General features: G+C 64.4%; 14 protein-coding genes and 2 pseudogenes. 5 read left to right on the top strand and 11 right to left on the bottom strand.

Annotated features, from left to right (window positions below; translation table 11 throughout):
* Positions 1–12: 12 nt before the first annotated feature.
* Positions 13–2,157, bottom strand: a complete 2,145-nt coding sequence (locus FQ664_RS04500) for a DUF1631 domain-containing protein (RefSeq protein ID WP_144170577.1) — start codon at positions 2,155–2,157, stop codon at positions 13–15.
* Between the two features lie 242 nt (positions 2,158–2,399).
* Between FQ664_RS04500 and nadC the strand changes: the two genes are divergently transcribed.
* On the top strand, positions 2,400–3,248 hold the full coding sequence (gene nadC, locus FQ664_RS04495; RefSeq protein WP_046616049.1) for a carboxylating nicotinate-nucleotide diphosphorylase: 849 nt from the start codon (positions 2,400–2,402) through the stop codon (positions 3,246–3,248).
* A gap of 176 nt (positions 3,249–3,424) precedes the next feature.
* On the opposite strand, the gene trxB is transcribed toward nadC, so the two are convergent.
* Positions 3,425–4,387 (bottom strand): thioredoxin-disulfide reductase, encoded by a 963-nt coding sequence (gene trxB / locus FQ664_RS04490; protein ID WP_144170576.1) that lies wholly within the window; start codon positions 4,385–4,387, stop codon positions 3,425–3,427.
* 329 nt (positions 4,388–4,716) lie between these two features.
* Between trxB and cysZ the strand changes: the two genes are divergently transcribed.
* Positions 4,717–5,445, top strand: coding sequence for a sulfate transporter CysZ (gene cysZ / locus FQ664_RS04485; RefSeq protein ID WP_144170575.1), 729 nt, complete (start codon positions 4,717–4,719; stop codon positions 5,443–5,445).
* A 152-nt stretch (positions 5,446–5,597) separates the two neighbouring features.
* Here cysZ and FQ664_RS28185 read toward each other — a convergent pair.
* Together FQ664_RS28185 and FQ664_RS28180 are read right to left on the bottom strand one after the other, a co-directional pair.
* Positions 5,598–6,017 (bottom strand): annotated as a pseudogene (locus FQ664_RS28185) (methyl-accepting chemotaxis protein); the annotation flags it as partial.
* Positions 6,018–6,143: 126 nt separating this feature from the next.
* A pseudogene (locus FQ664_RS28180) lies at positions 6,144–6,824 on the bottom strand (PAS domain-containing protein); the annotation flags it as partial.
* Between the two features lie 267 nt (positions 6,825–7,091).
* On the opposite strand from FQ664_RS28180, the gene FQ664_RS04475 reads away from it, so the two are divergent.
* Positions 7,092–8,282 (top strand): glycosyltransferase family 4 protein, encoded by a 1,191-nt coding sequence (locus FQ664_RS04475; protein ID WP_144170573.1) that lies wholly within the window; start codon positions 7,092–7,094, stop codon positions 8,280–8,282.
* Positions 8,283–8,346: 64 nt separating this feature from the next.
* Here FQ664_RS04475 and FQ664_RS04470 read toward each other — a convergent pair whose 3' ends face one another.
* A complete protein-coding gene (locus FQ664_RS04470; RefSeq protein ID WP_144170572.1) occupies positions 8,347–8,829 on the bottom strand; it encodes a glutathione peroxidase in 483 nt (160 codons plus the stop codon).
* A 144-nt stretch (positions 8,830–8,973) separates the two neighbouring features.
* Positions 8,974–9,459, bottom strand: coding sequence for an FKBP-type peptidyl-prolyl cis-trans isomerase (locus FQ664_RS04465; protein WP_144170571.1), 486 nt, complete (start codon positions 9,457–9,459; stop codon positions 8,974–8,976).
* Here FQ664_RS04465 and FQ664_RS04460 point away from each other — a divergent pair.
* Together FQ664_RS04460 and pta are read left to right on the top strand one after the other, a co-directional pair.
* On the top strand, positions 9,458–9,760 hold the full coding sequence (locus FQ664_RS04460) for a DUF3565 domain-containing protein (RefSeq protein ID WP_144170570.1): 303 nt from the start codon (positions 9,458–9,460) through the stop codon (positions 9,758–9,760). The genes FQ664_RS04465 and FQ664_RS04460 overlap by 2 nt on opposite strands.
* Before the next feature lie 31 nt (positions 9,761–9,791).
* On the top strand, positions 9,792–11,879 hold the full coding sequence (gene pta / locus FQ664_RS04455; protein WP_144170569.1) for a phosphate acetyltransferase: 2,088 nt from the start codon (positions 9,792–9,794) through the stop codon (positions 11,877–11,879).
* Positions 11,880–12,004: 125 nt separating this feature from the next.
* Here the strand turns inward: pta and FQ664_RS04450 are convergent, their stop codons facing one another.
* The 5 genes from FQ664_RS04450 to FQ664_RS04430 form a co-directional block, all read right to left on the bottom strand.
* The gene (locus tag FQ664_RS04450) at positions 12,005–12,727 is read right to left on the bottom strand and encodes a YiaD family glycine zipper/OmpA-like lipoprotein (protein ID WP_144170568.1); all 723 of its coding nucleotides are present in this window, start codon (positions 12,725–12,727) and stop codon (positions 12,005–12,007) included.
* 108 nt (positions 12,728–12,835) lie between these two features.
* Complete coding sequence (locus FQ664_RS04445; protein WP_144170567.1) at positions 12,836–13,480, bottom strand: MBL fold metallo-hydrolase; 645 nt, start codon at positions 13,478–13,480, stop codon at positions 12,836–12,838.
* 142 nt (positions 13,481–13,622) lie between these two features.
* Complete coding sequence (locus tag FQ664_RS04440; RefSeq protein ID WP_144170566.1) at positions 13,623–14,315, bottom strand: sensor histidine kinase; 693 nt, start codon at positions 14,313–14,315, stop codon at positions 13,623–13,625.
* Positions 14,312–15,919, bottom strand: a complete 1,608-nt coding sequence (locus tag FQ664_RS04435) for a response regulator (protein ID WP_144170565.1) — start codon at positions 15,917–15,919, stop codon at positions 14,312–14,314. Before FQ664_RS04435 ends, FQ664_RS04440 begins: the two co-directional genes overlap by 4 nt.
* 159 nt (positions 15,920–16,078) lie before the next feature.
* Positions 16,079–18,796 carry a winged helix-turn-helix domain-containing protein gene (locus FQ664_RS04430; RefSeq protein ID WP_144170564.1) on the bottom strand — a complete coding sequence of 906 codons (2,718 nt, stop codon included), beginning with the start codon at positions 18,794–18,796 and terminating at the stop codon, positions 16,079–16,081.
* Between the last annotated feature and the right edge of the window lie 64 nt (positions 18,797–18,860).

Genomic DNA, 18,860 nt, shown 5'->3' with positions numbered 1-18,860 from the left:
AGACAGTTGCGCCTACCGCCGCAGCCCGTCGAGCACCGCCTCCAGCGCCCGCTCGAACAGCAGCCCGTCATCCAGCACCCGCACCTCACCCCGGTGCAGTGCCTGGGCGAGGCTACCAGCATTCCATTCGCGCGCTTTCATACCGGTACGGTTGGCGAAAACCAGCCGGTCGCTGCTGTCGATACGCGCCACCAGTTTGCAGCGCAGCGGTTCGTCCTCGTCCAGTACCTCGACCCAGGTACCGATGCGCAGGCGCTGTACCTGGCGCACTGCCGCAGCCTGGTCGTCGGCAAACTGCAACGGGGCGCAGGCAGGTTCTTCGGCAATCGTCAGCACGATGTCTTCGGCCACCAGCACGTCACTCAGGGGCTGGCCCTCGCTGCCAGGCTGCACCTCGCTACCTGCGCAGGCGCGCAGATGCAACTGCTCCAGTTGCAGGAAGAATTCGCGGGTCGCTGCCGAGTCCAGGGCCACGCTGGCCAGGCCATCGCGCAGCGCCTTGAGCAGGCCCGGCACCTGCTGCAGCAAGGCTTGCGGCTCCTGTGGCGGGGTGATGCTGGCCAGCAGCGTGTCCATTGTCTGCAAGGCATCCCGCCACGCCTGAGATGCCTCGCCCTGCTTGAGCCAGGCCAGCAGCAGCACCTGGCTCCAGGCCTGCACCAGCATCTGTACCACCGCCTGCGGCAATACCCGGCCACGCAGACGCTGGTTGAGCGCGTGCTGTACCTGCTGCCTGGCCTGCCGGGCCCGGGCACGCCCTTCTTCGGCGTCGCGGGTGCGTTGTTCGAGCAGCTCGTTGCGCCGCCGCTCGTCCTGGTTGAAAGTGAGGAAGTCTTCGAGCAGTTCGGCGAACAGGCTGGCGTCGTCGGCAAAATCGTTGAGCAAGCGCTGGACGATACGCTCCACCCGCAGGTGCAGGCTGTCGCGCAGGCCGCCGCCGCATTCCCAGCCGATGGCCGCGCCGGCGATCTCGTTGAGCAGCCTGCGGGCCGGGTGGCTGGCCCTACTGAACAGCCCCTTGTCCAGCAGGGCTACTTTGAGCAGCGGAATATGCAGACGCGCGATCAGCGCGCGCAGGCTGGCCGGCAAGTTGTCGTCGTTCTGGATAAAGGCGAACAGCAGGCCAACCAGGTTGATCATGTCCTCGTCGGCCACGCCGATGCGCCGGCGGGTGCCGCTGCGCACGCTGACCCGCAGCAGCAATTGTTCAAGCTGTTGGCCAAGCTCGAAATCGTCGGCCTCGTGGGTGGCAGGCACGTAGTGCTGCAAATGCGAAAGCAGGCGCAGCAGGTCGGCGGTGCTGATTGGCTGGGCGGCGGCCACCGCCTGCAAACGAGGCGCAAACTGCCCACGCTGCGGGGCCAGCAATGTTTGCAGCGAGGCAAAAAAAACCTGCCCTGCTGCGTCCGCGCCCGACTCGTGCCCCAGGCTCGCCGGCCCACGTCGTGCGCTCATGCGCCGGTCTTCGGCACGCCGGCGCGGTGCCGGCGGCAACTCGGGCAGCACACCGGCGGCGGCCAGCAGCTGGTTGGCTTCGCCATAGATCATGTCGGCATCGCGCAGCACATAGCGCTCGAACAGTTTGAGCAGGACCAGTCTGACCCTCAGGCCAACCCCCAGGTCGCGCCCAGCGTCGAGGAAGTAGCCGCACAGTGCCGCAGGCCCCAGCGGGTTGTGCTGCTCGTGCAGGGGGCGGTCGAGCAGTGCTTGCAAGCGCAGGCCCAGTTGCTGCAGGGCAACGCCGTCGCGTGACAGCACCTGCGCGACCATGCCTTCGATCGCGGCGGCCCGCTCCACCTGGGCTTTGCTGCGCAGGTTGCCCGGCTCGACCAGGTGCGCCAGCAAGTCAATCTGGCCGATACGGGCAAAGGCATCATAGAACGTGTCGAGAAAACCGCGCTCGATGCTTTTACGCTTCAGGCGCAGGTCGCGCATGGCCTCGAAGTACAGGTTCTGGTCACTGCGATCGAAAGCCTTGTCGGCCATCTCGAAAAGGGTGTCGTCGGCGTTGTCGAACAAGTCCTGCAGCCCCTGACGCAACTGCAAGGCGGCCTTGTCGCGCACCTGCAGGAGCAATACCGGAAGGCAAGGCAGAGGCGCACGCCCGCCTCGGTCGATGGCTGCCGCCAAGGGCACCACCTTGCCTTCTTTTTGCATCCCGGACTCCTTGCAGGGTGTCTCGCCCGAAGGGGCTGAAGATCGTCAAACTCATGACGCCAAATACCGGTCACCATTATCGGTAAAAATCCGCACAGCTGCCAGCGCCGATTCACTGGCTGGCTAGTGACCCTGATTTACCCCGGTTGCTCACACCGGCCGACCAAAGGTCATCGCCAAGGCGGCTGTACACACTGGCCCCCTGCCCTATAATCGCGGGCATCTAGCTTGTGGAGCCGACCATGCCGAACCTACGCCTTGCCGACCTGACCGCTGAAATCGAAGCCAACGTGCGCCGCGCGCTGTTGGAGGACATCGGCAGTGGCGATATCACTGCGCAGCTGATCCCGGCCGAGCGCCTGGCCAAGGCGACCATCATCACCCGCGAAGACTGCGTGATCGCCGGCACCGCCTGGGTCGATGCCGTGTTCCGCCAACTCGACCCGCGCGTGGCCGTGCACTGGCAGGTGGCCGATGGCGAGCGCGCCACGGCCAACCAGCCGCTGTTTCATCTGGAGGGCCCCGCGCGTTCGCTGCTCAGTGGTGAGCGCAGTGCGCTGAACTTCCTGCAGATGCTGTCGGGGGTCGCCACCCGTGCGCGCTTCCTGGCCGACCTGGTGGAAGGCACCCAGGTGCGCCTGCTGGACACTCGCAAGACCCTGCCGGGCCTGCGCCTGGCGCAGAAGTATGCAGTGACTTGCGGCGGTTGCGACAACCACCGCATCGGCCTGTATGACGCCTTCCTGATCAAGGAAAACCACATCGCCGCCAGCGGCGGCGTGGCCGCGGCCGTGGCGGCGGCGCACCGCATTGCGCCGGGCAAGCCGGTGGAAATCGAAGTGGAAAGCCTGGATGAACTGCGCCAGGCGCTGGCCGCCGGCGCCGACATCATCATGCTCGACGAACTGAACCTGGAAGAGATGCGCGAAGCAGTACGCATTACCGCAGGCAAAGCCAAGCTGGAAGCCAGTGGCGGGGTCAACGAGACGACCTTGCGGGTTATTGCCGAGACTGGGGTGGACTATATCTCGATTGGAGCCATGACCAAGGATGTGAAGGCAGTGGACCTGTCGATGCGCTTGAGCCTGTGAGCTGATTGCAGACACAAAAAAACCGGCCATCGAGCCGGTTTTTTTGTGGGGTGGCTGATGGCCCTATCGCTGGCAAGCCAGCTCCCACAGGTACTGCACTGCCCTCAGGCCTAACACTTGGCCTGTGGGAGCTGGCTTGCCGGCGAAAGGGCTGCGAAGCAGCCCCCTGCTGGCGATCAGAACGAAGCGTTGGCCAAACCGTCCAGGTAACGCTCGACGTCCAGCGCCGCCATGCAGCCGGCACCGGCCGAGGTAATGGCCTGGCGGTAAACGTGGTCGGCCACGTCACCGGCGGCGAACACGCCCTCGACGTTGGTGGCGGTGGCATTGCCTTCACGGCCGCCGTTGACCACCAGGTAGCCGTCCTTGAGGGTCAGCTGGCCTTCGAACAGCGAGGTGTTCGGGGTGTGGCCAATGGCGATGAACACGCCGTCGACCTTGATTTCGTCGCTGCTGCCGTCGTTGTTCTTCAGGCGCGCACCGGTCACGCCCATGTTGTCACCCAACACTTCGTCCAGGGTGGCGTTGAGCTTGAGCTCGATCTTGCCTTCGGCCACACGGGCGTGCAGTTTGTCGACCAGGATCTTCTCGGCGCGGAAGCTATCGCGACGGTGCACCAGGGTCACCTTGCTGGCGATGTTGGCCAGGTACAGCGCCTCTTCCACGGCAGTGTTGCCGCCGCCGACCACGGCAACCGGCTTGTTGCGGTAGAAGAAGCCGTCGCAGGTGGCGCAGGCCGAAACACCCTTGCCCATGAAGGTTTCTTCCGACGGCAGGCCCAGGTAGCGGGCGCTGGCGCCAGTGGCGATGATCAGCGCGTCGCAGGTGTACTTGCCGCTGTCACCCTGCAGGGTGAACGGCTTGCTGGCCAGGTCGACGGCGTTGATGTGGTCGAAGACGATTTCGGTTTCGAAACGCTCGGCGTGCTCCTGCATGCGCTGCATCAGGGCCGGGCCGGTGAGGCCGTGGGGGTCGCCCGGCCAGTTGTCGACTTCGGTGGTGGTGGTCAGCTGGCCGCCGGCCTGCATGCCGGTGATCAGCAGCGGCTTGAGGTTGGCACGGGCGGCATATACCGCGGCGCTGTAACCGGCAGGGCCGGAACCGAGAATGATGACGCGCGAATGACGTACTTCAGACATGTCGAACTCCTGTCGAGCGGGCCGCAGGGGCCGGCATCGAGGTACCGGCTGCGCCAGCTGGAAAATTAAAAGGACCCACGCAGCACTTGGGGAAGGCTACAACGCGCAGGCCCGAAAAGTGGAAAGTTGAGCGCACTGTAGCGAGGTCACAAAGATTAAGGAAATATCCTTCGACAATCCACCTCATAGGCATCGTCTATTCAGCGATTTCATCGATAGCCAAGCCCTGCTGCTTTTGTTACAGCCCGTTTCCCACCTGCTGCCCGCCTTTCGTCGGCGCGGCAAACTCGGTAAGGTCAGCGCGTTTTCCTTCTCTGCGGAGTTTCTCGATGCAAGCCCCTGTCCTCTCTGGCCCCCAGTACCTGCGCGAAGGCCTGAAACTGGTGCTGAGCCCCAACCTGCGGTTGTTCGTGCTGTTGCCGCTGGCGGTCAACCTGCTGCTGTTCGGCGGCCTGATCTACTTCGCCGGCCACCAGTTCAGCCTGTGGGTGGACGCCCTGATGCCGAGCTTGCCTAGCTGGCTGAGCTTCCTTACCTACATTCTCTGGCCGCTGTTCGTCGCCCTGGTGGTGCTGATGGTGTTCTTCACCTTCACCCTGGTGGCCAACATCATTGCCGCGCCGTTCAACGGCTTTCTGGCGGAAAAGGTCGAGGTGGTGGTGCGTGGCCAGGACAACTTCCCGGCGTTCAGCTGGGGCGAACTGGTGGCCATGGTACCGCGCACCTTCGGCCGTGAAATGCGCAAGCTGGGCTACTTCCTGCCGCGGGCCATCGCCCTGTTCATCCTGTCACTGATTCCGGTGGTCAACGTGGTGGCGGCGCCGCTGTGGCTGATCTTCGGGGTGTGGATGATGGCAATCCAGTACATCGACTACCCGGCGGACAACAACAAGATGAGCTGGCAGGACATGCTCGCCTGGCTGCGCCAGAAGCGCTGGCAGTCGCTGGGCTTTGGCGGCATTACCTACCTGGCGTTGATGATCCCGCTGGTGAACGTGCTGATGATGCCGGCGGCGGTGGCGGGGGCTACCTTGTTCTGGGTTCGGGAGCGGAACTGAGCATAGCGGTCTGGTGAGCCTCACAAATCGCCGGGGCTGCTTTGCAGCCCATCGCCGGCAAGCCAGGCTCCCACATCGACCGCGCTACGCTGTACCTGTGGGAGCCTGGCTTGCCGGCGATGGGCCGCAAAGCGGCCCCAATTAGTTGACTGCTACTGCCCCAACCGGCTGGAAAACTGCCCCACCACATCCACCACCCGCTTTGCCCCGTCCTGGATCTCGACAATCACGCTCCCCGTCTCGTCCGCCAGCGCCAGCCCCTGCTCGGCCTGGCGCTTGCTGGTGTCGATGATCGCCACCGCCGCCTGGGCCAGTTGCTCGTTCTGCTGCACCACCCGGGCGATTTCCTCGGTGGCGGTGCTGGTGCGCGAGGCCAGCTGGCGCACTTCATCGGCAACCACGGCAAACCCTCGCCCCTGCTCGCCGGCGCGGGCCGCTTCGATGGCCGCGTTAAGCGCCAGCAGGTTGGTTTGCCCGGCAATGTCGCTGATGGTCTTGATGATCGAGCCGATCACCCGCGACTGGGTATCCAGGGCCTGGATGCCGTCGGCCGCCTCTTGCATCGAAGCTTCCAGCCCGCGCATCACGCTGACGGTCTGGGTCACCACATCGGTCGCCTTGCGCGCACTGGCATCCGTGCCCAGCGAGGTATTGAAGGCCACATCCGCCGCCTCGGCCACCGCCAGCTCCTGGTTGACCTGGTCGGTAATCACGGTAGCGAACTTGACTACCTTGTACAGCACGTCATGGGCATCGAAGATCGGGTTGTACGAAGCCTCCAGCCAGACCACCCGGCCATGGGCATCGATACGCTTGAAGCGCTCGGCAACGTACTCGCCACGGCGCAGCTTGTCCCAGAACGCCTGGTAACCAGCCGAGCTGGCCTCCTCCGGCTCGCAGAACATGCGGTGATGCTTGCCACGGATCTGTTCCAGGCGGTAGCCGACGGTAGCCAGGAACCGTTCGTTGGCGGTGAGGATGGTGCCATCGAGGGCGAATTCGATCACGGCGGTGGAGCGCATCAGCGCCTTGATCAGGCTTTCGTGCTCGCGGGAGGTTTCGATGGTGCGGGTAAGGTCGCTGGAGTGCAGCGTGAAATACTTGATGCGCCCCTCGCTGTTCTTGACCGGCTGCAGGATCGACCGTAACCAGGCTTCCTGCCCATTGCCGCGGAGCAGGCGGAATGCACCATTCAGGTGTTCACCGCGGCTGATCGCGCCTTTCATGCGCTGGTAGAAATCCAGCGTCTTCACATGGGCAGGGACGATGTCCTCGATGTTGCGTCCAAGCAATTGTTCGGCACTGTAGAGCATCTCGCTCTCGAAGTTGCCGTTGACCATCTCGATCCGCCCCTGGGGGTCGAGGTGCAGCACCAGCATTTCGCTGTCGAGGCTACTCTTGACCTGCTCGATGGACATCAGGTCTTCTCGCAGCTGCCGGATTTCTTGCTTGAGCTTGTTGTTGAACATCACCGCTCTCCTGGAGCGCATCAGGTAGTCGAATGCATCTTCATCGGCTGCCGGTGCACCCTCTTGAGCGCCCCGCAAGGAAAAATTCACAAAGCGAAAAACGCCGGCGATCAGGCGTCATCTGTACGTCATATGGCAGTCACATTGACGCAACCCCGCAGGCGGAAACTTTTTGTCATGAATACACCCGCCCTACGCATTACCCTGGTCAGCGAAACCTTCCCACCCGAAATCAACGGCGTGGCCAATACCCTTGGCCGCCTCAGCGAAGGGCTGCGCCAACGCGGCCATGAGATCGAGGTGGTGCGCCCGCGCCAGGCCGGTGAAGGACCGGTGCACAACGACCCGAACCTGATGCTGTGCCGTGGCTGGCCCTTGCCTGGCTATCCGGGTTTGCAGTGGGGCGAGGTGTCGATGCACAAGCTGTTGCGCCGCTGGCGCCGGCAGCGCCCGGATGTGCTGTACATCGCCACCGAGGGGCCGCTGGGGCTCAGCGCACTGCGCGCGGCACGGCGCCTGGGGGTAGCGGTGGTCAGCGGCTTCCATACCAACTTCCCGCAGTATTCCGGCCAGTACGGGCTGGGCCCGCTGACGCGCCTGCTCACCCACTACCTGCGCTGGTTCCATCGGCGCACGGCGATCACCCTGGTACCCAGCCTCAGCCAGCGCCTGGAGCTTGAACGCCGCGGCTTCGAACGCCTGGAACTGCTGGCCCGGGGAGTCGATGCCTGCCTGTTCAACCCAGCCCGGCGCAGCCCTGCATTACGCGAAAGCTGGGGGCTTGGCCCGGATGACATCGCCGTGCTGCACGTCGGGCGGCTGGCGGCAGAAAAGAACCTGGGTTTGCTGCGCCCAAGCCTGGAGGCCCTGCAGAAAACTTATCCACACAAACGCCTGCGTCTGATCATGGTGGGTGACGGCCCGCAGCGTGCCGCCCTGGAACAGCAGGTACCCGATGCGGTGTTCTGCGGCGCCCAGCGTGGCGAGGTGCTGGCCGAACACTATGCCAGCGGTGACCTGTTCCTGTTTCCGAGCCTGACCGAAACCTTTGGCAATGTGGTGCTCGAAGCCATGGCCTCGGGGTTGGCGGTGGTCGCGTATGACGAGGCGGCCGCTGCGCAGCACCTTCGCCATGGCCATAGCGGTGCACTGGCCATGCCGGGGGATCAGGCAGCGTTCATCGACGCTGCCTGCTGGCTGCTGGAAGAAGAGGAAACGTTGCGCCGGGTGCGCCTGAACGCGCGGCAGCATGCCAGCCGTCAAGGTTGGGCGACGATTGTCGAGCAGTTTGAGGAGTATTTGTATGGTGCTTGTCGGCAAAGCGGGGGGGCGGGTGAGGGTTCGACGCAGTACGTGCAGCGCCTGTGAGATCGAGCGCCGCGCGGGTGGCGCTCGATCTCACAGGCGCTGAAAATGTCTCGCCAGGCACTACTCAGACCAATGCCTTCTCGATAGCCTGCACCACAGCCGGATCATCCGGCGCAGTGCGCGGCGAGAAACGCGCCAGCACCCGGCCATCCTTGCCCACCAGAAACTTCTCGAAGTTCCAGGTAATGTCGCCCGGGAACTCTGCCCCCTCACCCGCCAGCAGGCGGTACAGCGAGTGGCGCTGCGGCCCGTTGACCTCCAGCTTGGCACCCAGCGGGAAGCTCACCCCGTAGTTGAGGCTGCAGAACTCCCGGATTTCTCTTTCGCTGCCCGGCTCCTGGCCAGCAAACTGGTTGCACGGCAGGCCAAGCACGTTGAAGCCCTTGTCCTTGTAAACCTGGTAGAGGTTTTCCAGGGCCTTGTATTGCGGCGTGAGACCGCACTTGGAGGCAACGTTGACCACCAGCACCACTTGGCCCTTGAACGGTGCGAGGGGCAGCTCCCCGCCGTTCAACGCGTCCAGTTTCAGGTCGTGAAATGCACTCATGATGAATCCCCTCTCAGGTTCCCGGTTGCCGCGCAGACGAATTCCGCCCACTAAAAAGGCGCTCGTCCAAACCGTCCACCTCCCGTAGGAAGGCAAATCGGCTTGCCCGAGCGCCTGGCGACTTTCTGAGCTTAGCGCAGAAAATCAGTGGTGATGACCACCTTCACCGTGGATGTGGCGGTGAGCGATTTCTTCGTCGCTGGCGTCACGCACGTTGACTACCTTGACCTGGAAGGTCAGGCGCTGACCGGCCAGCGGGTGGTTGCCGTCAACAGTGACGTCGTCGCCGTCGATGTCGCGGATGGTGACGATCTGCATCTGGCCATCCGGTGCCGAGGCGTGGAACTGCATGCCCACTTCCAGCTCGTCGACGCCTTCGAACAGGCTGCGGTTCAGGGTGCTGACCAGCTCGGCCAGGTATTCGCCGTAAGCATCTTCCGGCTCGACGGAAACGTTCAGCTCGTCACCGGCCTGCTTGCCTTCCAGGGCTTTTTCCAGGCCCGGGATGATGTTGCCGGCACCGTGCAGGTACACCAGCGGAGCACCGCCGGCGGAGCTGTCGATGGTCTCCCCGGCGTCGTTGGTCAGGGTATAGTCGATGGAGACAGCCTTGTTGGCGGCGATCAGCATGGGGCAAGACCTTTTGCAAAAGTATGTAGAGCGCACAAGTGTAACCAAGCCATCGCCCGATTGCGAACGCACTGCGGACGAGCAACGGCCCATCAGTCGGATCACCGGCTTCCACCAGGACGAAGAGGGCCACTGGGTGGCCGAACTGTCCTGCGGCCACACCCAGCACCTGCGCCACCAGCCACCGTGGCAGGCACGCCCCTGGGTGCTCGACCCGGCCCAGCGCACGCAGCGCATCGGCCAGCCTTTTGCTTGCGGCTGGTGCGCACAAGGGGCCGATAGCGCTACCCTTGGCCGTTAATTTCTTGCACCGCTTATTTCGAGAAGCACGCATGCAGACATTTTTCATTGCGCCGACCGACTTCGGTGTCGGCCTGACCTCCATCAGCCTGGGCCTGGTGCGCACCCTGGAGCGCGCCGGCCTGAAGGTCGGCTTCTTCAAGCCGATCGCCCAGCCCCACCCGGGTGACACCGGCCCCGAGCGCTCCACCGAGCTGGTCGCCCGCACCCACGGTATCAAGCCCCCCGTGCCACTGAGCCTGGCCCAGGTCGAGCGCATGCTCGGCGATGGCCAGCTGGACGAGTTGCTCGAAGAAATCATCCGCCTGTACCAGCAAGCCTGCATCGGCAACGACGTGGTGGTGGTCGAGGGCATGGTGCCCACCCGCCACGCCAGCTACGCGGCGCGGGTCAACTTGCACCTGGCCAAGAGCCTGGATGCCGAGGTGATCCTGGTATCGGCACCGGAAAACGAAGTGCTCAGTGAACTGTCCGGCCGGGTCGAACTGCAGGCCCAGCTGTTCGGCGGCCCACGCGACCCGAAAGTGCTCGGGGTAATCCTCAACAAAGTGCGCACCGACGAAAGCATGGCGGACTTTGCCACCCGCCTGCGCGAGCACTCGCCACTGCTGCGCGGCAACGACTTCCGCCTGCTCGGCTGCATCCCCTACCAGCCCGAACTGAACGCCCCGCGCACCCGCGACGTGGCCGACCTGCTCGGTGCCCAGGTGCTCAATGCCGGTGACTACGAGCAGCGGCGCATGAGCAAGATCATCATCTGCGCGCGCACCGTGGCCAACACGGTGCCGCTGCTCACCCCGGGTACCCTGGTGGTGACCCCGGGCGACCGCGACGACATCATCCTCGCCGTCAGCCTGGCGGCGATCAACGGCGTACCGCTGGCCGGCCTGCTGCTGACCAGCGACGGCAAGCCTGATCCGCGCATTCTTGGCTTGTGCCGTGGCGCCCTGCAGGCCGGCCTGCCGATCCTGTCGGTCAGTACCGGCTCGTACGACACCGCCAACCAGCTCAACTCGCTGAACCGCGAAATCCCGGTGGACGACCGCGAGCGCGCCGAATTCATCACCGACTTCGTCGCCAGCCACCTCGACGCCGCCTGGCTGCACCAGCGTTGCGGCACCCCGCGCGAACTGCGCCTGTCGCCGGCGGTGTTCCGCTACCAGCTGATCCAGCGGGCGCAGCAGGCCAACAAGCGCATCGTCCTGCCGGAAGGCGCCGAGCCGTTGCTGGTCCAGGCTGCGGCCATCTGCCAGGCCCGCGGCATTGCCCGCTGCGTGCTACTGGCCAAGCCCGAGGATGTCGACGCCGTGGCCCGCGCCCAGGGCATTACCTTGCCGCCGGGCCTGGAGATTCTCGACCCCGAGCTGATTCGCGGGCGCTATGTGGAGCCAATGGTCAAGCTGCGCAAGAGCAAGAACCTCAATGCACCAATGGCCGAGCAGCAACTGGAAGACCCGGTGGTGATCGGCACCATGATGCTGGCTCTGGACGAAGTGGACGGCCTGGTCTCGGGCCTGGTGCATTCCACCGCCAACACCATCCGCCCGGCCCTGCAGCTGATCAAGACCGCACCGGGCTCGAGCCTGGTGTCGTCGGTGTTCTTCATGCTGTTCCCCGAGCAGGTGCTGGTGTACGGCGACTGCGTGATGAACCCGCACCCGAGCGCTGTCGAACTGGCCGAAATCGCCCGGCAGAGTGCCGAATCGGCGCAGGCCTTCGGCATCGCGCCGCGGGTGGCGATGATCAGTTACTCAAGCGATTCGGCCAGCGATGAGGAAGTCGGGAAAGTGCGCGAAGCAACCCGCCTGGCACAGGACGCGGCGCAGGAGCTGCTGATCGATGGGCCGTTGCAGTATGACGCGGCGGCCAACCCGGCGATTGCACGGGAGCTGGCGCCGAACAGCCAGGTGGCCGGGCGGGCGACGGTGTTCGTGTTCCCTGACCTGAATACCGGCAACACGACCCACAAGGCGGTGCAGCGCAGCACCGACGGGGTCAGCCTGGGGCCGATGCTGCAAGGGTTGCGCAAGCCGGTTAACGACTTGCCGCGCGGGGCGCAGGTTGACGATATCGTGCATACCATTGCCCTGACGGCGATTCAGGCCAGCGTAGCAGGCTAAAAACTGGGGCTGCTTTGCAGCCCCAGTGGGAGCGGGTTCACCCGCGAAGAATGCGACACGGTGTTTGGCACCGGCTACGCCGGTGTTCGCGGGTGAACCCGCTCCCACAGGATCACTCTGATCAATCAGGGATACTGCTGAACCTGACCTTGCTGCTGGTCATACTGCTGACCCGGAATCGGCTTCAGGTTCACTTCCACCCGGCGGTTCTGCGCGCGGCCATTGGCGTCGGCGTTGCTGGCGATCGGCTGGTCCGGGCCCATGCCACGTACGGTAATACGCGAGGCGTCCACCCCCTGCGAGGTCAGGTAAGTGCTGACCGCCTGCGCACGGCGCTGGGACAGGTCCATGTTGTGCTGGCGGCTGCCAGTGCTGTCGGTGAAGCCAACCACTTCGATGGTGTTCTGGTTGAACTGTTTGAACGAGCTGGCCAGGTTGTTCAGCGGCGAGTAGAAGCTTGGCGCGATGTTGGCAGAGTCGGTGGCGAAGGTGATGTTGCCCGGCATGATCAGCTTGATCTGGTCACCCTGGCGCTGCACTTCCACACCGGTGTTGGCCATCTGCGCGCGCAGCTCGGCTTCCTGCTTGTCGGCGTAGTAGCCATAGCCGGCTGCGGCGGCACCCACGGCGGCGGCGCCGATCAGTGCACCCTTGCCACGGTTGTTATGGTCGATGGCGGCACCGGCGATAGCCCCGGCCAGCGCGCCCAGGCCGCCGTACTTGGCGGTCTTGCTCATCCCCGTGGAGCCCTGCGCCTGCCCCTGGCTGTCATAAGGGTTCTGGCCGGCACAGCCGGTCATCAGGGCAGCGGCAGTTGCGACGATAATCAGACGACGCATGGTGAACATGGACAAGCTCCTACTGAATTCATGAATGCGACAGATCACAAACGGATCTATGCCAGCCTTGGAACACGTGGGCAACGAAAAATTCCATTAAAGTGCCTTCATGTGCCATCAGGCCCGCACGAAGGGGTTTTCGCGCATTTCATCACCCAGGCGGGTATCAGGCCCGTGGCCGGTCACCACGATGGCCTCCTCGTCCAGCCGGTACAGCCGCTCCTTGATGGAACGCACGATAGCCCGTTGGTCGCCACCCCACAAATCGGTACGGCCAATGCCACGGCGGAACAAGGTATCGCCGGCGATCAGCAGCTTGGCGTCGGCAAACCAGAAGCTCATCGAGCCCGGCGTGTGGCCTGGTGTATGCAGGGCCACGCCGCAACCGCAGGCCAGCTCTTCGTCATCGGCCAGCCAGCGGTCTGGTGCAGGTACCGGGGTGTAGGGCACGCCGAACATCTGGCACTGCATTTCCAGGTTGTCCCACAGCGCCTGGTCATCCTTGTGCAGGTGCAGCGTAGCGCCGGTCAGCGCCTTGAGCTTGCCCGAGGCGAGGAAGTGATCGAAGTGCGCGTGGGTATGGATGATGCTCACCAGTGTCAGGCCGTGGGCCTGCAGGCGGGCAAGGATCTTGTCCGGGTCACCACCCGGGTCGACGACGATGGCTTTCCTGGTCAGCGGGTCGCCGATCAGGGTGCAGTTGCATTGCAGGGGGCCTACGGGGAAGGTTTCGCGGATGAGCGCAGGCAGGGCTTGGGTCATGGTGCTCTCGGTAGCAAAGCTGGAGTTCTGCTGAGAGCCTGACAGGAAATTGGGGTGGGTGCACGAGGTTCATGCCTTGAAAGGTTTGCCGCCTGTGAGATCGAGCACCACGCGGACGGCGCTCGATCAGGCGCCACACATCCTAAGGCAAGAACAACTTGAACAACCCACCTCCAAGCGCCCCGCCATTGGAGATCTCGATCCGCCCGCGTACCCCGCCGCTTTCATGCAGCGCCGCGATCCGCGCCGCAAAATACAGCCCCAGGCCAGTGCTGCCGCTGTTCGAATCGATACCCTGGATGAATTCTTCCTGGCGTTCGAGCATGCGCTGTGGATAACCCGGACCGTCATCGTTGACGCAGATCGCCAGCTGGTTGTCGGCCTCTTCGATGGTGATCAGCAAGGCATGCGCAGCAAAGCGGGTGGCGTTGGTGATGACGTTGGCGATCACCGAGGCCACCAGTTCGCGGTCAAAGAAGCCCAGCGGGTTGTCGGTGTCGATGCGCCAGGTAGCCAGGATGTCCTTGTGCTTGAGCACTTCCTCGTGCGCGGCCAGCTGGGCTTCGATGAAGTCGTCCAGTTCGTGGTAGTCCGGGCACACCGGCAGCTGGTTCACACCCAGTTTGTACAACCCCAGCAACTGCACCAGCATACCGTTGAGGTGACGAAACTCATGCTCCATCACCCCCTGCTCGGCCCCCCCGCGCAGTTCCTCGGGCAAGCGCTGCATCCACTGGTTGTGGGACTGGATCAGCGCCGACAGCGAATTCTTCAGGTCGTGCACGGTGGAGGCGATCACCGTGGAAAAATCCAGCCCCTGATTGTCTTGATTCATGCGCCGAACACTCGGATGTGCAGTTTGCGGTAGCGGTCGTAGCGGTTGTCGCTGGCGGGGATGCCGGCGACGCTGCTCAGGGCGTCGCGGCACTCCTGCATGATCGCCGGCTGAGGGCTGTCACCGCCGATGCGCAGCAGCGCCTGGGCAGTGTTGAGGGCAATGCTGATGTTCTTCGGCTGCAAAGCCAGCGCCTTGCGGAACAGTTGCAACGCCTCGCCGAGCTGCCCGCCCTGGTAACTGCGAACCCCCTGGCGATTGAGCGTGACCGCTTCGGTAATGGCGTTGAGCACGCTGGGGTCGTCCGTCAGCTTGCCGACCCTCTCCATGACCTTGGGGTCATCGCCATAACTTTCCACACAGTTCTTCAGCACGCCGATGGCGGCGGCTTCCTGCCCCATGGCCTGCAACTGCGCGGCAACGGTCAACGCCGAATCGACCGAAAAGAACTGGTTCATCTTGTCCAGGCGCTGGATTGCCTGTTCAGTCAGCTTGGCAGCCGTTTCAGGGTCGCCGGCCTGCTGCAGGCTGGCGGCCTTCATCATGCGGGCACGCACCTGCAGGCCTTGGTCCTCGGGGTTTTCCTTGGCCACTTCGCTGAGCGTGCTGTTGATCTCGACCCGGGTGCGCGCATCCAGGCCAAAACCGGCATTCTTGCTCATCAGCGCCTGCACCAGGCCCAGATTGTTCTCGGGATCCTTGTAGCGTGAGCTCTGACCCTGGTTCACCGCATGACGGAACGCCTTCGAGGCACTCTCGAAGTCTTCGTTTTCCAACGCCAGCTTGCCCAACGTCGACTGTCGGCGCACCGACAACGGCGACAGGCGCACGGCTTCTTCAAGCATGTTCTGCGCACGCCTGGTTTCGCCTTGGGCCACCAGTACCTCGGCCATGCCATCGTACAGGCCTGGCATGATCGGGAAGGCCTTGAGCGCCTGCTCGTACACACCCTGGGCCTGGGCATTCTGGCCGCGCTTGTGCATCAGGCTGCCCAACGCCGAGTACACCCAAGGTTGCGGGCGGCTGGCCAGGATGGCCTTGAGGAACTTCTCCAGCTCCTCGAAGCGGTTGAGGTTGCGCAAGGCATCGGCCCGATAGCGCAGGCACAGCGGGGCCAGGCGCGGGTCGCGCTTGCACAGCTCGGCGCAGGCCGCCAGCACTTCGGCCGGGCGATTGCGGTCCAGGGCCTGCAGGATCGGCTTGAGCAGGGTCTTGCGCTGGTACAGCTTCTCGACGCGCTGGGCCAGGCCAACCCGGTTGAACGGCTTGGTCAGGTAGGCATCAGGCTCGTGCTCGATGGCACTGAGGACAATGGCCTGGCTGCTCTCGGCCGTGACCATGATGAATATGCACTCATGGCTGATGTGCTTGTCGAGGAGCAAGTCTTCGAGCACCTGCTGGCCGTTCTTCTTGCCGTCGCCCAGGTGAAAGTCCTGCAGAATGACGTCATAGCGCTTTTGCGCACACATGCGCAGCGCCTGCTCGCCGCTGTCGGCGGTGTCCACGTCACGCACGCCCAGCTCACGCAGCATGGAACGGGTCGACGTGCGAAAGTCGGTAAAGTCGTCGACGATCAGAAAGCTCTTTTGCCCGTACTGCAGCATCAACACGACCTGCCTTGGAATAATTGAAAAATCGCGCGAGGCGATGCCACCGATCGCTGTATCGGCAGCTGGTCGGGAAAGATGAGGGTAGAGCGCTGGCGGCCACGATGCATGGCCTCGGGCTATTACTTTAGCGAGCAATGGCCAGCAGGGCCAGTATCAAGCCAGCAGCCCCAGGGCTTTGGCCTTGGCCACCGCCTGGGTACGCCGCTCCACCCCCAGCTTGCTGTTGATATGGCTGGCGTGGGTTTTCACCGTGTGCAGGGAAATGAACAGCCGCTCGCTGATCTGCTGGTTGGAACAGCCCTGGGCAATCAGCTCGAGCACGGCCAGCTCGCGGCCACTCAGGGCTTCGCCGCTGCCGGTGCTGGCGCTTGGCATCTGCGGCAGGCGCTTGAGCAGCTCGGCCTGCACCGGGCAGGCGGCAACTGCCTGCAGCTGTTCAAGAAGCCACTGCGGGTGCTGCTCCAGCAACGGTTGCAACGGTTGCAACACGCCGCCATGGGCTGCCTCCAGCAACCTTGGCAACAACTGGGCAGCCTGCTCTTCCCGGCCTTCGCCCAGCAGCAAGGCAAGCCACTGGCACAGGGCGCTGACGGTGAGCATCATGCAGCCGCTGGCCTGGCCGTGCTCGACCAGACCGGCCAGGCGTTGCGCCGCGTCGCCGCTACGCGACTGGATACGCTCGAGCAACGCCTGCTGCAAGGCGATGTGCAACGGCAGCAACGGGTGGAACTCCGGGGCTGCCGCCGGTTGCTCGCCGCCATAGGTCTGACCCAGGCGCAGCAGCCAGGACTCGGCCAGGTCGATGCGCCCCTGGGCCAACCACAACTCGCATTTGACCAGGGTGATCATGGCCAGGTAGTAGACCGGCGGCACATCCCAGATGTGCATTAACCGCTCGGCCTCGGCCAGTTCGGCGAAGGCTTCGGCAAAGTGCCCTTCCCTGCCATCGAGCGTAGCGATCACGCAGTGGCCGATGAGCACACTGATATCGCGACAGGCCCGCGCCTCGCCCAGCCCCGCACGCAGGCGGGCACGGCCTTGGGCCGGCTGCAGGCGCGAGACCAGCAGGTAGCCTTCGTAAAGCGTCAGGCGGGCGCGCACGGCATACAGGCGCTGTGCCGACAGCCCTTGCAGGCGCTGCAGCCCCTGGCGCACTTCGTCCAGCGCGCGCAACACCTCGCCACGGGCATGCAGCACCCGCGCCCGGTCGTAATGGGCCAGGGCCTCGAACAATGGGTTGCCGACACGCTGGGCCAGTTCCAGGGCCTCGCGGTTCCAGCCCCGGGCCCGCCAGAAATCGCCATCGGCAATCGCCAGGTTGGACAACGTCGACAGGCACACCAGGCGTTGGCCATAACGCTTGCCCGGCAGGCTCTGCAGCGCTTCGCCGCAATAGGCCAGGGTGCGCTCGCGGTCGCCACGGCCACGGGCGATCACGCCACTCAGCGCCAGCCACTGGGCCAGCATGGACTTTTGCGCGGTCGCCGAAGGTGCGGGCAGGAAGCGGCTGAGGTAACCCGCCAGCTCCTCGGCCGCGTCCAGCTGGCACGCCAGGCCCAACGCCCAGCTGTACAGCACGATCAGCCGTGGCGTGCTGATCAGCAAGCTGTCAGGCAGGTCCATCTTCCAGCGCAGCAACATGCCGACGTTCTGTTCAGCCAGCAGTTGCTCCTCGGACAGGCTCTGCACCAGGTCGGCGGCGACATCCAGATACCCGGCACGCAGCGCCTGCTCCACCGCTTCGTCCAGCAGGCCCTGGCTTTCGAACCAGCGGCAGGCACGCAACTGCAGGCCCGCGAGCGGCTCGCTGGCCTGGCGGCTGCGCAACAGGTCGGAGAACAGGTGGTGATAGCGGAACCAGTGACCATGCTCGTCCAGCGGCACCAGGAACACCTGATGCGCCTGCAGGAAACGCAGGATCGCGGCACTGTCGTGGCGGCCACGCACGGCATCGCACAGCGGGGCGCAGAAACGTTCCTGGCAGGCCGTGTCGTACAGAAAGGCCTGCACATCGGCGGGCAGCATGTCGATGACTTCTTCCAGCAGATAGTCGCGGATCAGGCCCTCGCCGCCATGCAAGGCCTGGGGCAAGGAATGCTCGTCAGCGGACTCGCTGGCCGCCAGTTGCCAGAAGCGCAACCCGGCCACCCAGCCGTCGCTGCGCTGGATCAGATTGTCCAGGGCCTGGCCACGCAGGCCGGTGGGCTGGCGACCGATCACCGCCAGCGACTCTTCGGCGGTCAGGCGCAAGTCCTGTTCGTTGAGTTCGACCAGCTGCCGCGACAGGCGCAGGCGCGCCAGGTGCCAGTCCGGGCGCTGGCGGCTGGTGACCAGCAGCAGCAGCCCGGGGGGCAGGTGGTTGAGGAAGAACTGCAGGCAACGGTCGAGCACTGGCCCCTGGGCCAGATGATAGTCGTCCAGCACCAGCAACAAGGGCGTATCGGCTTGCAGGTACAGCGCCAGTTCGTCGAGCAGGCCGTCGAGCCATTCCTCGAAGGCGAACGGCTGGTGGCGCTGGCGCATTTTCAGCAGGCCCATGGCCTGACCGCCCAGTGCCGGGCAGTACTGCTGCAGGCCTTCGAGCAGGCGTTCGAGGAAGCGGCCAGGGTCGGCATCCCGTTGGCTCAGCCCCAGCCACAGGCTACGCCAGTGTTCGGGCAGCGCTTCGCAAAATTCAATGGCCAGGGAGCTTTTGCCGAACCCTGCGGGGGCATTGACCAGCAACAGTCGCCCGCCAAGGCCGGCCTGCAGCCGCTGGCACAGGCGCAGGCGCGGCACATGGCCGTCCGGCAAGGGCGGCCGGAAGAAACGCCCGTCCAGCAGGCCCAGGGCCTGGCTGGTAAATCCATGCGTACGGGACAGATCTGTCATGGCCGGCTCGTTCTGGTTGGAAGACTACGGCGGTATGGATGCTAGCGAGACTAGCGGGTAACGC

The organism is Pseudomonas persica, from assembly GCF_900291015.1.
Classification (GTDB): domain Bacteria; phylum Pseudomonadota; class Gammaproteobacteria; order Pseudomonadales; family Pseudomonadaceae; genus Aquipseudomonas.
Note: the sequence above shows the minus strand (reverse complement) of the source record. Positions and strands in the feature narration are given on the sequence as shown.

What these genes read in the sequence shown, in the direction of transcription:
- FQ664_RS04500 (WP_144170577.1), bottom strand. Translation starts at nt 2,157, where the DNA reads ATGCAAAAAGAAGGCAAGGTGGTGCCCTTGGCGGCAGCCATCGACCGA.
- nadC (WP_046616049.1), top strand. Translation starts at nt 2,400, where the DNA reads ATGCCGAACCTACGCCTTGCCGACCTGACCGCTGAAATCGAAGCCAAC.
- trxB (WP_144170576.1), bottom strand. Translation starts at nt 4,387, where the DNA reads ATGTCTGAAGTACGTCATTCGCGCGTCATCATTCTCGGTTCCGGCCCT.
- cysZ (WP_144170575.1), top strand. Translation starts at nt 4,717, where the DNA reads ATGCAAGCCCCTGTCCTCTCTGGCCCCCAGTACCTGCGCGAAGGCCTG.
- FQ664_RS04475 (WP_144170573.1), top strand. Translation starts at nt 7,092, where the DNA reads ATGAATACACCCGCCCTACGCATTACCCTGGTCAGCGAAACCTTCCCA.
- FQ664_RS04470 (WP_144170572.1), bottom strand. Translation starts at nt 8,829, where the DNA reads ATGAGTGCATTTCACGACCTGAAACTGGACGCGTTGAACGGCGGGGAG.
- FQ664_RS04460 (WP_144170570.1), top strand. Translation starts at nt 9,458, where the DNA reads ATGGGGCAAGACCTTTTGCAAAAGTATGTAGAGCGCACAAGTGTAACC.
- FQ664_RS04465 (WP_144170571.1), bottom strand. Translation starts at nt 9,459, where the DNA reads ATGCTGATCGCCGCCAACAAGGCTGTCTCCATCGACTATACCCTGACC.
- pta (WP_144170569.1), top strand. Translation starts at nt 9,792, where the DNA reads ATGCAGACATTTTTCATTGCGCCGACCGACTTCGGTGTCGGCCTGACC.
- FQ664_RS04450 (WP_144170568.1), bottom strand. Translation starts at nt 12,727, where the DNA reads ATGTTCACCATGCGTCGTCTGATTATCGTCGCAACTGCCGCTGCCCTG.
- FQ664_RS04445 (WP_144170567.1), bottom strand. Translation starts at nt 13,480, where the DNA reads ATGACCCAAGCCCTGCCTGCGCTCATCCGCGAAACCTTCCCCGTAGGC.
- FQ664_RS04440 (WP_144170566.1), bottom strand. Translation starts at nt 14,315, where the DNA reads ATGAATCAAGACAATCAGGGGCTGGATTTTTCCACGGTGATCGCCTCC.
- FQ664_RS04435 (WP_144170565.1), bottom strand. Translation starts at nt 15,919, where the DNA reads ATGCTGCAGTACGGGCAAAAGAGCTTTCTGATCGTCGACGACTTTACC.
- FQ664_RS04430 (WP_144170564.1), bottom strand. Translation starts at nt 18,796, where the DNA reads ATGACAGATCTGTCCCGTACGCATGGATTTACCAGCCAGGCCCTGGGC.